Here is a 13,198-nt window from a genome sequence, read left to right as displayed (position 1 = left end):
CGTTTTTATACCCGCGCACCCTAAGATCGGTCGCGTTTTTGAGATGTCCACGCTAACGTCGATATAATTGTACTTGATCGTATGGTTGATGATCTTTAGCATCGTTTCAACCGCTTCATTAACGTCAAAAACGGTCTTTTCGGAAGAGGGCATAATAAACGTTTGAAAATCATTGATCGTGTCGGTCATATAGCGTACCTGTACCATAATGTCCTGAACGTATCGATTGTGTTCTTCGTCGCTTTGAACCTCTTGCGCATAGAAGCGTTCTTGGGCTATGGTGGCGATTTCGACGAGCGGATTTTTCCATTGGTGTGCGATCGAAGAGAAAATTTCGCCGATTTCGGCAAGCTTGGATTGTTGAATGATGAATTGTTGGTGCTTGTTTTTTTGCATTTCGATCGCGCGCAGTTCTTGTTCGGAACGGACACGTCGGTAAATATTATGGGCAAGTCCCAAAATCAAGAAAATTAAAAACGGAGAGATTAAAAAGACCGCATCGATAAATTTACGGTACGTGTCGAAAAAAGTCGGCGTCGCGTTAATCAGTTCGTACGTGTCGATCGCCGGCTTTGGGGAAAGGGAAAACGCTTCGAGTTTTTGGGCATCGAACTGATATGCATACGTTTGAAACGTGTCCACGTCGAGTGCGGGGAGCTTTTTATCTAAAATTTTGATCGCTTTTTCGCCGGTATGTTCGCCCAATTTTTTAATTAAAACGAGTTTACCGCCTAATGCGCCTTTGCCGATAAAAAGCGTATCGGTAATAAAAACGGGCAATGCGCTTTTGTCAAGCATCGAGGCGATTTGGTTGTTGTAGTAAAGATTGCCTTCTTTGTCGTTGTAAAAGCGTACGAAAAAGATCGCTTCTTCGGGGTTGGGTTTTGAAAAGCGCTCTTCAAGCTCCGAAAGCGTCGATCGGCGGATATATTCGATCTCGATCGGAGAACGGTTATTGCGAATCGCCTCTTGAATAAAAGGTTCACTGTCGTCGCCGTTCGCACTCGTATCGTTGATAATATAGAGTTTTTTTAAATGCGGTATCATCGAGCGTATCATAGCAATCGTCTCGGGAATGGCGCGCCGTTCCAAGATGCCGTAAACGCGATCTTCCAACTGCCTAGAACTTACTTCTTCAGGTTCGAATTGCTCCAAGCCCGTAAATAAGATAGGTTCATTCGTGAAGAGTTCATGGTAGTATTTGATCACAAAATCATAGGCAAAATTATCGACGGCAATGATCAAATCGTAACGGTTTTTTTGCAATTGAAGCTTATACAATTCACGCAATTTGGCGTAATACTCTTCGGAATTAATACGCTTCGAATCCATATACCAAATATTGATTTTAATGTCGGGATGTGTGTAAAAAACTCTTTCCATGCCTAAAATGACGTCATCGCTCCATTGAAAGCCGCGATGGTAGGAGTTAATAATTAAGATATTTTTATCGTGAGCCAAAAGAGGAATGACGTTTAAAAGAAGCATAAAACAGAGTAAAATGGCCTTTTTCACGGTCGTCTCCTCTTTAATTTTGGGCAGATATTATAACACCAAACCTTTTGACATGTAAAGAATATCTCACCCCAAAAAATGGGGCGAGAAAAAGGCTTAATATTCCAAGAACAGTTTTTGAAGGGCTTTTTTATCGTTGGTTTTGGTTAGTCCCAACATTAAAAGAACGCGCGCTTTTTGCGGATTTAACGTCGTCGTTGCGATAAAACCGTATTTAGCGTCGTCCACTTCACCCTCTAAGGTCGTACTACCGCTACCCACGCGAGAGCTTCGCGCTACGATAACCCCTTTTTTCACCGCTTCGGCAAGTGCCTCTTGCGTTAAAGGGAAAGGATTGCCGTTACCCATACCGGCATGGATAATGCCTTTCGCACCGGCGGCAACGGCCGCTTTAACCATAACGTCCGTATCGCTTGGATGGGCGTAAACGATGTCGACGCGCGGTAAATCTTCCAATTTGCTAATGTCAAATTCGGAAGCAACGGTGTGTTTACGGGTCGGTTGCATGTAGTATTCGACGTTACCGTAGTAAACGGTACCGATTTTACCGCTGTTAGGCGATGCAAAGGCGTTTACGGAGCTGGTATTTACTTTAGTGACTTCGCGAGCACTGTGAATTTCATCGTTCATCACGACGACGACGCCTTTACCGGTCGTCTCTTTGTTAATCGCCACGTTGACCGCATTGAAAAGGTTCATCGGACCATCGGCGCTCATAGACGTTGAAGAACGCATTGCCGCAACAAAAACGACGGGCTTTTTGCTTTTAACCGTAAGATCGAGAAAGTACGAAGTCTCTTCGACCGTATCGGTTCCGTGCGTAATGACGACGCCGTCAATGTCCGGTTGCGCTAAAAGCTCGTTGACGCGTTTAGCAAGTTTTAACCAGACTTGGTTTGTCATTTCCTGTGAACCGATGCTAGAGATTTGCTCGCCTTTGATCGTAGCCATGTCGTTGATGGCGGGAACGGCGGCTAGCAATTTATCGACCGTCACGGCACCGGCGGAATACGAACTTTTAAGCTCCGACGTTCCGGCTCCGGCGATAGTTCCTCCGGTCGCCAAAATGGCAATGGTCGGTTTGGCGATCAAAGAAGAGGCGCTAATAAGCGCCGACATACACAAGACATGTAAAAACTTCATCGTAACTCCTTTTGAAAAATGTGGTCTACCTTCAAACGTTATAAAATGATCTCACCGATGACGAATGCAAATGCGACGGAAAGCGCGATTGCAACGACACCGGGAATAATAAACGGATGGTTAAAAACAAACTTACCGATGCGGGTTGAGCCCGTATCGTCCATTTCGACTGCGGCAATCAGCGTCGGATAGGTCGGAAGAACGAAAAGCGCACTGACCGCGGCAAACGATGCAACGACGGTCAAAGGGGAAACGCCGAGTAGCAAAGCACTCGGAATCAAGGCTTTTGCGGTTGCCGCTTGCGAATAAAGAAGCGTACTGGCAAAGAAAAGTACTACCGCCAACATCCACGGATAGACGTTGAGCAAATCGCCCGCCATCGCTTTAATTTGTGCGATGTGATTAGCCACGAACGTATCGCCGAGCCATGCGACGCCAAGAACGCAGATACATGCACTCATTCCCGATTTAAACGTTGCGGAATTAAGCACTTGGGCGCATTCGATTTTGGTAAATGCCGCGATCAAGGTTGCCGCCGCAAACATAAAAAGCATAATCGCTTCGTTTCTCGGAACGACTGGATTTTTAATGATACCGACCTTATCGCTAATGAGCGTTGCGTACGTGACGACCGCAATAATCGTCAGCAAAAAGATACCGACGGAAAGTTTTGCACCCGGTTTAACGTCCAGTTGCGTCGTACCGCGCATTTTAACCAAGCCTTTTGCCACTCTTTCTTGGTAAATAGGGTCGTCTTTAAGCTCTTTTCCGAGGAAGTTGGAAACGAATGCCGCAACCATACATGCTAAAAACGAGGAAGGAATGCAGACCGCCAAAAGTTCCAAATAGCCGATACCGTGTTTTTCCAATGCCCCGCTTAAAAAGACGACGGCGGCGGAAATCGGAGAAGCCGTGATGGCGATTTGCGATGAAACGACGGCGATGCTCAAAGGTCGAGAGGGGCGTATGCCTTGTTCTTTGGCAACTTCCGCAATTACCGGAAGCGTGGAAAACGCGGTATGTCCCGTACCGGCAAAAAACGTCATAACGTACGTTACGATCGGTGCTAGAAACGTAATATACTTAGGGTTTTTACGCAAGATTTTTTCGGCAATGCTGACCATATAGTCTAGCCCGCCCGCCACTTGCATCGCGCCGATAGCCGCAATAACGGACATAATAATTAAGATAACGTCGATGGGAATCGACCCGAGCTTGAGTCCGAGTCCAAGCGTTAAGACTAAAACGCCTAAACCTCCGGCATAGCCGATACCGATACTACCGAGTCTTGCTCCGAAAAAAATCGCGGCAAGGACGACAATCACTTCTAACCATAACATGGAAACTCCTTTAAGTAAACTTCTCTCAAGGTTTGATAAACCCTCAAAGCAGCTTAATGCTCGGGGCTTACGCCCCGAAGCAAAAGGCTATTTTTCGAATTTATCTTTTTCGGAGAGACCGAAATTGCGGGGTTTGATCATATTTTCAGGCTTGATGATGTCTTCAAGCTCGTCTTTGGCTAAAAGAGCGCGTTCGAGCACGATGTCGTAAACCGAACGATGGGTTTCCAAAGCTTCCTTGGCGACTTTAGTGGAGTTTTCATAGCCGATAAAAGGGTTCAGCGCAGTCACAAGACCGATGCTGTTAAGCACCAAGGCTTTGCATCGTTCCGGATTGGCGGTAATGCCGTCCACGCACGTATACGCCAGCGTTTCAAACGCATTGCGCATCATGTTGATCGAATTGAAAAGGTTAAACGCGATGACGGGCTCGAAAACGTTAAGCTGAAGTTGACCGCCCTCGCATGCCATCGTAACCGTGATGTCGCTACCGATGACTTGAAAGCAGACTTGGTTGACCACTTCGGGAATGACGGGATTGACTTTGCCGGGCATAATAGAACTGCCCGGTTGCATCGCGGGAAGATTGATTTCGCCAAAGCCCGTGCGAGGGCCTGAACTTAAAAGCCTAAGATCGTTGCAGATTTTAGACATCTTGGTCGCAACGCGTTTGAGTACGCCCGAAATCTGTACGTACGCCCCCGTATCCTGCGTCGCCTCGACCAGATCACCCGCCGTCACAAACGGTCGTCCCGTCACCTCTTGAAGCTTGGCTTCGACGGTCTTGGCATAATCGGGATGCGCATTGATACCCGTACCGATCGCCGTAGCTCCCATATTGATCTCGCGTACGAGTTGTCTCGCTTCGTTAACCCTTTGAATGTCTTCTCCGATCATAACCGCATACGTTCGAAACTCTTGCTCTAAACTCATCGGTACGGCGTCTTGAAGTTGGGTTCTTCCCATTTTAATGACGTCTTTGAATTCACTTGCTTTCTTGGCAAACGAATCTTTGATAATCCGCATCGAATCGCTAAGTTCCCCAAGCTTCTCGTAAAGAGCGACCCTTAACGCCGTAGGGTATGCGTCATTGGTGGATTGAGAAAGATTGACGTCGTTATTGGGATGTAAAAATTGATACGCACCCTTAGGATGCCCCATCGACTCTAAACCGATGTTGGCGATGACTTCGTTGGCATTCATATTGGTCGAAGTACCCGCACCTCCTTGAATCATATCGACGACAAATTGATCGTGAAACTTTCCGGAGATAATTTGCTCGCACGCTTCGACGATAGCGTTTTTCTTTGCCTCCGAGAGTAAATGCAGTTCGTAATTGGCTAAAGCGGCTGCTTTTTTAACCTTGGCGATGGATTCGATAAAGGTCGGAAAACTACCGAGCGTAACGCCCGTAATGTGAAAGTTCTCTGCCGCTCGCGCGGTTTGAACGCCGTAATAACATTCGTCGGATATCTCTTTATCGCCGATTAAGTCGTGTTCGATTCGCGTAAGCACGGTAACTCCTTTGAGACGGTTTGCGCCATTATAGAGAGTCTTGCTTTGCGAAATCTTTACATGTAAAGATTATATCGTAGATGAATCTTGAAAGATAAGTGTTTGTAATACATCAAGTAATATGCATTTAATACATATTTAAGAAAATTTACAGTTAAATGTGACGTTATATTTTTTTATAACCAACGAAATATAACCAAGCGTACCTGTTGTGTGAATTTCATTTTTCGTTCTTGTTTTTAACTTCAAAGATGCTTTTTAGGCTATGCGGATACGATAACTCATCCCAACGAAATGTGATTTTTTATTCTAAATACCTCACAGGTGAACGTTTTATCGCTCTATCGGTGAAGCCTAAAGCAACGCCACTCATTGTATATAAATAAATATAGTTTAATTATTACTTAAAAGGAGTCGGCGTGAACAAAAACGGTTTGAAGGGGTTGAGTGCGATACTGATCCCTCTTTTGTGTGCTACAAGCGTATGGAGTGAAGAAAGTAAAGACAAAACCAATGTCGTGCTTGAGGGTGTCGTTGTTTCGACGGAACGCTTTCAGGAGTTAGAGGGTGGTATTGCAGATGGTTTTTTAACCAAAGAGGTTTCTGTCGGTGCATTGGGCGATAAACGAGCGTTTGATGTTCCCTATCAAATCAATACCATTCCCAAAGAGATCATTAAAAACCAACGTTCCCAAGGCTTGGAAGACGTTATCAAATACATTCCCTCTGCTCAAATAGAGTGGCGAGGTGGTGCGGATGTCGGGCGTCCACAAACCAGAGGGATGCGAGGCGATGTTGTGGCGAACAGTTACTGGGACGGATTACATGTCGTTTCTACGACCGCAACCCCAATGGCAATGTTCGATAGCCTCCAAATTTTAAACGGGCTCTCAGGCTCGCTATACGGTGCAGCCAATCCATCCGGTGTGTACAATTTTGAGTTAAAACGACCGACGAAAGAGTATGAAAATTCTTTACTTTTTACGTATGGAGAAAGCGGACATGCCGAAGCAGAAGCCGATGTAGGCGGTAGACTCAACGATAAAGTAGGCTACAGAGGTGTTTTCGTAGGCGGTGACGGCGAGGGATACGTCGAAGGAAGTAACCTAAGACGACAGCTTATCTCTACGGGGCTTGATTTTTATCTCACCGATCGGCTGACATTGGAGACAAACTTTAGTTACTACAAGTACATCAAAGAGGGCTATACCGGGCAGTTTAATATGCCTTATACCGCACTAGGCGTTGCACGCTATACCCTTCCTGACGCATACGATGCTTCCGATGAAAAATACGCGCAAAAAAATGCGGGAAGGGAACTCACAACCACCACGTACAGTGGAAAACTCAAATACGACATAGCCGATAATTGGTATGCGGAGGGTGGATACTTAACACAACGTGCCGATAGGGCACTTTATGGCTTAACCAATACCTTTAATTCCAACAGTGGAACCTATACCGCCTCAACGGTCAATCCCTCAACAGCCGCCGGGCGATTTGAGCTGGATAGTTACATGGGGTATGTCACAACAAAGCAAGAGATTTTAGGTTTTGAAAATGATATTGCGATGGGCGGAAACGGTTATATTTGGGATATTTACAGTACCAACAGTTCTACCGGTAAACGTTATGTCTCTTCTACCACTGATGTCAAAAACCTGACACTTGGCGATACCATCAAATTAAATGACCAATGGCAGGTGCTTCTCTCTACTAATAAAAGCTGGATCGGAACCGAATCGTACAACACATCAGGCGCAACGACATCGGATGTGTCTAAAAGTGGGTATAGCTATGCCGCAAGCGTGATTTACCAGCCGATAGAAAATTTAAGTTTGTACGTGACGTATGCGGACAGCATCCAACCGGGGGATTCTGGAACAGACTCTTCAGGCGTCACGCGTACGCTTGATCCGTATCGAAGCAAACAGTACGAAGTCGGTGCAAAACTTGCTTTAGAGCGGGTTGATCTCTCAACGGCTCTTTTTCAAATCAAACGACCGACAGCGTATACGGGTTATGACGGAGTGTTTGAAGAGCAAGGTGAACAGACCAATAAAGGTGTCGAATTTATGGCGTCGGGTAAATTGACCCAATCAACGGCGGTATTCGGCGGCGTTACATTTATGGATACCGAAATTAGCGGTGCCAAAATAGCCAATATCAATAATAAGCAAGCGATCGGTATGCCCGAATGGCAAGCCAATCTTTTGGTCGAATACACCGTTCCTAGCTTTGAAGAACTCGTACTCAGCAGTAATTTTCACTACACGGGCGAGCGGGCGATTGATCCGGCTAATACCCAATGGGCAGATGAGTATTTTACGATTGATCTAAGCGCACGCTATGCGACCAAAAAACTTTGGGGCGATCGAACCATCTTTAGGCTTTCCGTCAATAACATCACCGATGAAAAATATTGGGGCGGAATCTTTGCCAGTAACGGCTTAGACGGTAATAACGTTGCCGGTTCAACCAGCCTTTTCTTGGGAGAGCCGCGCAATATTACGGCATCGATTGAAGTACGGTTTTAAGGAATACGATGAACGGACTTGTAAATTGGGAAGCATTGCGTCGTCAACGTTTTGCAATGCTTAGAGACCCTAAAACGCCAAACGTTGATTGGAATGCAATGGCGGAAATGTACGACGGCATGGCTAAGCTTGAAAAAGCTTTTACGCAAAAACAAGTTGATTGTATGCACTTGAGTGCCGAAGATACGGTCGTCGATATCGGTTGCGGACCGGGAAGATTAACCGTGCCGATGGCACAAAAAGCAAAATCGGTGACATGCGTGGACGCTTTTGAAAAAATGTTGGAGCGTTGCGTGCAAAACGTACGCGATGCGGGGCTTCATAACGTTAAGCCTTTGTTGCAAAGTTGGTTAGACGAGGACGCGGTGGCAAAGATCGGTCAACATGACATTGCCGTGGCGTCACGCTCGGTCGGTATGTTTGATATTCTCAAACTCAATCAGTTGGCGACCAAGTATGTTTTTGTAATGAGTTTTGCGAATGCTCCGAGTTTACGGGAAATTCAGTTGGATTTTTTGGAGGGCATTACGGATATTCCTCCAATGAAGAAATTACCGGATGAGCGTATGTTTGACTATAACCTAACGTTCAATACGATTTACGATCTTGGAGCCAACCCCAGCGTCGTTGTGTTGGACGACGGGTTTGAGCGTATTTACGATTCGAAAGAAGAGGCGTATGAACATTTACGTTTTGTGGGGAAAATCTTGCCCGAACACGAGGAACGCTATCGCTATAACGTCGATCGATGTTTGATGCCGCTTGAAGACGGACGATGGCGAATGCTTCGAAAAACGCAGACGTATGTCATGTGGTGGAAGCCTTCGGAATTACATTTACCCTAAAGAAAAAAACATGAAAAACTTTTTGGTGCTATGGATCGCATTTTGGACGATCAACCTACATTCGTATGCCGACGAAGCGGTACGAACCCTTAAAGATAGCGACGGTAAAGAGGTCGTCATCCCTTTACATGTCAAGCGGGTCGTACCGCTGATCGGGGCATTTGCCCAAGTGACGGGTATGCTTGGCAAAGAGCACACGATGGTCGCAACCGTACCGCGGCTTTCAAATATGTTCTATACGGTTTTTCCTTCCGTAGAGCAAAAAAGTAGCGTCGGTAATCCTTCGGTCAATATCGAAGCGATTATTGCCGCTCAAGCGCAAGTCGTGTACGGACCGACCGCTTATTTTTTAAAGGATACCCAGATCGCTCAATTAAAGAGTGCCGGTGTTGCCGTTGTGAATGTGGCAAACTTTTCGACGATCGAAGAGATGAAAGAGAGCATTACCTTGATCGGAGAGATTTTAGGGGAAGATGCTCCGCAAACCGCAAAGCTTTTTAACGACTATTACGACGCCGTTATAGCGCGCGTACAGGCTAAAACGCAAACGCTTTCTCCAAAGCTGAAAGTTTTAACGCTTAATTTTTCGGCGGGAAGCTATACGACGCTCAACGATAGCGATATAGGGTCTATATACGTTAAAATCGCCGGAGGCGTCAATGTCGCCGCAGATTATGCCTTGGATTCGAAAGGGATTGCAAAAACGCTCAACGGCGAACAGGTTCTTGTATGGAACCCCGACGTCATCGTAACGTATAGCCGAATGAGCCAAGAAACGATTCTTAGCAACCCCGCATTTCAAACACTCAATGCCGTTAAAAACCGTCGTGTTTACGTCGTTCCGACGGGCGTTTATTTGTGGGCGGTGCGCAGTGCCGAGGGTGCGTTGGAGCCTTTATGGTTGGCAAAAATGCTTTATCCCGATCTGTTTCAAGACCTCTCTTTAGAAAACGAAGTCCGTCGTTTTTATCGGCTTTTTTACCGTTACGACGTGAGCGATGAAGAGATCAAAACGATTTTGAAAGGCGCGTAACGTTACTTTTTCGCAATCCCTACTTTTTGCGGGCGGATCGTCATATCGGTGATCGCACCTTTTACATGTAAAACATCTAACACGCTTTGAGCGATCGTTTGCGGTAGCAAATAGGTCTGCTCATCGTTACTGGGTTCAAAATGAAGGGAGTCAAAAAAAGAGGTGAGCGTCATGTCGGGGTTGATAGAGGTGACCTTGACACCGCTTTTGCGCACCTCTTCAAACAGACTTAGCCCAAAATTGCGAAGCCCGCTTTTGGTGGCAGTGTAAAGGGCTGAGTATTTGGCGTGGCGCGTGGCTTCGACGGACGTGATGTTGATGATGTGTCCACCCGTTTTTTGCAAAGCGCGCAAACAAAGGCTTGAGAGAATGATGGGAGCGGTGAGATTGACGTCGATCAGATTTTTGATCTTAGCAGGGCTGATCGTCTCGTGCGGGTCAAAGAGTCCGACGCCGGCGCAGTTGATGAGCACATGTACGTCATGCTCTTTGAGCCACGCTTTCACGCCCCTTTCGAGTGTTTCGCCATCACGCAAGTCACACACGATGTCCGCCTCGCGTCTGCCGATGTTAAAAACGGTGTAGCCTTCACATGTAAGCCTCTCTTTGATCGCTTTCCCGATGCCGCTACTACCGCCGCTCATCAAAACCGTTTTCATCGTTCACGTCCTTAGAATGTATGAAAATCCCAGTTATTGCACCCACCCCAATTGTGTTTATAAAAAGGGGATATATCGAAGAAGAGCTTTTTATGCACACCATGAACACTCAGCGTGAACTCTAAAATATGCTGATGTTTCTTTTGAGAAATACTTTTCCACTCATTCTTTCCAAATCGTTCATCAAGATAGTAGTGAATAGCGACGTTTTTATCAAAATCATTACAAGCGGGAATGGCGGTTTCATGCGTTAAACCCAAAGTTTTTATGCCTGCCAAAACTTTTAAAAACCCTTTAGAGTAACTATCAAGCCCTCTCTCTTGCAAAAGCTTCACGCTGGCTTGATAGTCAATCGTCATGGCGTCTTTCCAATGCTCAAATGCCTCTTCATAATTTTTAGAATTATAAGCCAATTCTCCGAGATTAAATAATGCCGACACATCGCCTTTTTTTGCTTTTTCGTGTTGCGTGTTGATCTTTTCTTGAATCAGTGCTAGCAGTTCTTGATAGTTTTCGTTCTCAAGCAAAAGAGGGTTGTCCGCTTCAAGCGGCGTCCACTGAGAAAAATCTTGCTCAAGCGTCGCCTCAAGATTGGCTATCGTTTCGCGATCAAAGCGTATATCGCCCAAAATCGTTTTAATGCTTGCCGGATCATATTCGACTTCGATAAGGTATGTTACCGTCCCATTAGTGTACACTTCCTCATCACCCCAACAATCCGTCTCTTGAATGCTCACGTCAAATTTCGGTTCAACACCCTCTTTGGTTATGGCGTTTTGATTTTTTTCCGCAGGGACGAATAACGACGTATCGACCGTGATGCTTTTGATGATGCCTTTTTGTTCTATCTTCTCACGGCAAAAACTATCCCAAAGTTCGAGATGATAGTCGTTCCATATATCGTAATCCAAAGAGACGACGCCTGTGTAGTACGTTCCTTCTTCTAAGCTCTTTTGAGGATCTTCGATAAAAACCTTCAATATCCCCAAATCCATAAAAGCGTATCTGTCATAACATTTTTTGCAAACACGTCCCACTACATCATAGGTTGCATCTTTGATGTGCGTCAAGCGCATGGTTTCTTCCGTGCTCTCTACAAAGCCGTTTTGTGCGTACGCTTCAAGCGCAAACGAGGTTTGATTGCCTACTTTGTATTCGGGTAAAACACCGTCTTGGATGTAAAGATTAGAGGTCGTAAAAAAAAGTGTCGATGGCATACGCTTCTCCTTGTTCGATGGCACATTCTACGGCAGCTTTGGCTTTGGCTAAAAGCTGTTTGCTTTCATTTCGCAACGCGAAGCTTTTTTGGATATTTGAAGCAATATTTTTCTGAATAACTTCATCGATAAACGGAATTGGTAAATTTAGAATATCTTCATCTTTAATAACTGGATAAGATGTTCCAACATTATATTTTAACAATAAGTCTTTGTAATAAGACAGTCGAAATAAAATAACCAAAGTTTCTTTTAAAATCTTTCCTTTTTCTTTTAGAACAGTGAATGCACCACTACAAATTAAATCTTTATCATTTTCATCAACGATACCTACAGCACCTCTGTATGGTCTAACTTTAGATACTAAAATATCACCTTTTGAAACTTTAATTTTTGCATTATCTGGCAATTCTTCTACTAAAATTTCATTAGGTATAATTTCTCCATTGGAAACATTTATATCACTAATCTCTATATAATAATATGACTTTTTATTTCTAACATAAGATGTTTTATTTTGAGTAAATAGATTTTTGACTAAATCAAATCCACCTCGATAGCTTTGTATTTTTTCTAAAATCGCATCGTATTTAGGTTGATAATACTCCGCATCCAAACGCCCGCTTACACTAAAACTTTCACTCAACGATTTGATCGCGACATTGTTACATGTAAGGCTAAAATCATCAAAACCAAGCTCTTTTAAAAGCATCGCTTCGGCACTTTGATAGAGTTGTTTACTTTGTTCGAGTTTTTGATGTGCGGATAAGACAAAAGTTTCGATACGTGTTTGAAATGTTTCGCGAAATATAGGTATAGAAATATTTTTTATATAGCTTGTTGTTAATGTACTTTGACCTGTTCCACCTGTTTCACCTTTTTCAATAATTTTAGAGCCAAATTTAGTAATTAAAAAAGTATTTATAAATGCTTGTTTAATTTTTGATGAATTAATTCTAATTAAACCAATATCTCGGCTAAAAATAGCTTGTTGAACTTCGGTAACAAAACCTATTTTACCAATAGAACCTTTACCTTTAAGTGTAATTAAAATATCGTTTTGTTGGATTTGAAATCTTTTTAATTTCTTATATTCTTGTAAATCAACAAAATCTGAATCATTATAATCTACTGTCCCAGTTTTAACGTTTCTACCAGTTAAACAATGGATACCATTTTGAGTAAAGATTGGATTAGACCCTTGTGTAACCCATACTGATATTTTTCCAAGCTTTTCAGTCATATGTTGATGTATTTTTAAATCTATATCCAAATATTCTTTTTTAAAAAACTCACTATCGAATCTAAAGCTATCATTATCATCCAAAACTTCACTGAGTTTCATTTCCACTGCTTCCAACCCATCCAATAAGGCGCTGTAACGCTCTTGATCG

General features: G+C 44.1%; 9 protein-coding genes. 3 read left to right on the top strand and 6 right to left on the bottom strand.

What is annotated here, in order from left to right; all coding sequences use genetic code 11:
• Nucleotides 1–1,611: 1,611 nt before the first annotated feature.
• The 3 genes from OA34_RS06845 to aspA all read right to left on the bottom strand — a co-directional run bounded on the left by OA34_RS06845 (nt 1,612) and on the right by aspA (nt 5,513).
• On the bottom strand, nt 1,612–2,658 hold the full coding sequence (locus OA34_RS06845; RefSeq protein WP_039673724.1) for a type II asparaginase: 1,047 nt from the start codon (nt 2,656–2,658) through the stop codon (nt 1,612–1,614).
• A 38-nt stretch (nt 2,659–2,696) separates the two neighbouring features.
• Complete coding sequence (locus OA34_RS06840; protein WP_039673722.1) at nt 2,697–3,998, bottom strand: anaerobic C4-dicarboxylate transporter; 1,302 nt, start codon at nt 3,996–3,998, stop codon at nt 2,697–2,699.
• Nucleotides 3,999–4,085: 87 nt separating this feature from the next.
• On the bottom strand, nt 4,086–5,513 hold the full coding sequence (gene aspA, locus OA34_RS06835; protein WP_039673720.1) for an aspartate ammonia-lyase: 1,428 nt from the start codon (nt 5,511–5,513) through the stop codon (nt 4,086–4,088).
• A gap of 419 nt (nt 5,514–5,932) precedes the next feature.
• On the opposite strand from aspA, the gene OA34_RS06830 reads away from it, so the two are divergent.
• The 3 genes from OA34_RS06830 to OA34_RS06820 are packed head-to-tail and all read left to right on the top strand — an operon-like array spanning nt 5,933 to nt 9,928.
• Complete coding sequence (locus OA34_RS06830; protein ID WP_286682898.1) at nt 5,933–8,050, top strand: TonB-dependent siderophore receptor; 2,118 nt, start codon at nt 5,933–5,935, stop codon at nt 8,048–8,050.
• Nucleotides 8,051–8,058: 8 nt separating this feature from the next.
• Nucleotides 8,059–8,895, top strand: a complete 837-nt coding sequence (locus tag OA34_RS06825; RefSeq protein WP_039673718.1) for a class I SAM-dependent methyltransferase — start codon at nt 8,059–8,061, stop codon at nt 8,893–8,895.
• A 10-nt stretch (nt 8,896–8,905) separates the two neighbouring features.
• Nucleotides 8,906–9,928: an ABC transporter substrate-binding protein gene (locus OA34_RS06820; protein ID WP_039673716.1), complete on the top strand. Its 1,023-nt coding sequence runs from the start codon at nt 8,906–8,908 to the stop codon at nt 9,926–9,928.
• 2 nt (nt 9,929–9,930) lie between these two features.
• Here OA34_RS06820 and OA34_RS06815 read toward each other — a convergent pair whose 3' ends face one another.
• From OA34_RS06815 to OA34_RS06805, 3 genes are read right to left on the bottom strand one after another with little or no spacing between them, the layout of a single operon-like run.
• Nucleotides 9,931–10,587 (bottom strand): SDR family oxidoreductase, encoded by a 657-nt coding sequence (locus OA34_RS06815; RefSeq protein WP_039673715.1) that lies wholly within the window; start codon nt 10,585–10,587, stop codon nt 9,931–9,933.
• An 11-nt stretch (nt 10,588–10,598) separates the two neighbouring features.
• Nucleotides 10,599–11,804 carry a tetratricopeptide repeat protein gene (locus OA34_RS06810; RefSeq protein ID WP_039673714.1) on the bottom strand — a complete coding sequence of 402 codons (1,206 nt, stop codon included), beginning with the start codon at nt 11,802–11,804 and terminating at the stop codon, nt 10,599–10,601.
• Nucleotides 11,773–13,149, bottom strand: a complete 1,377-nt coding sequence (locus OA34_RS06805) for a restriction endonuclease subunit S (protein ID WP_039673712.1) — start codon at nt 13,147–13,149, stop codon at nt 11,773–11,775. The genes OA34_RS06810 and OA34_RS06805 overlap by 32 nt, the downstream gene beginning before the upstream one ends.
• Nucleotides 13,150–13,198 lie beyond the last annotated feature (49 nt).

Origin of the sequence: Sulfurospirillum sp. MES (assembly GCF_000789415.1) — a bacterium.
Taxonomy (GTDB): domain Bacteria; phylum Campylobacterota; class Campylobacteria; order Campylobacterales; family Sulfurospirillaceae; genus Sulfurospirillum; species Sulfurospirillum cavolei.
This window is presented reverse-complemented; position numbering and strand designations above follow the sequence as displayed.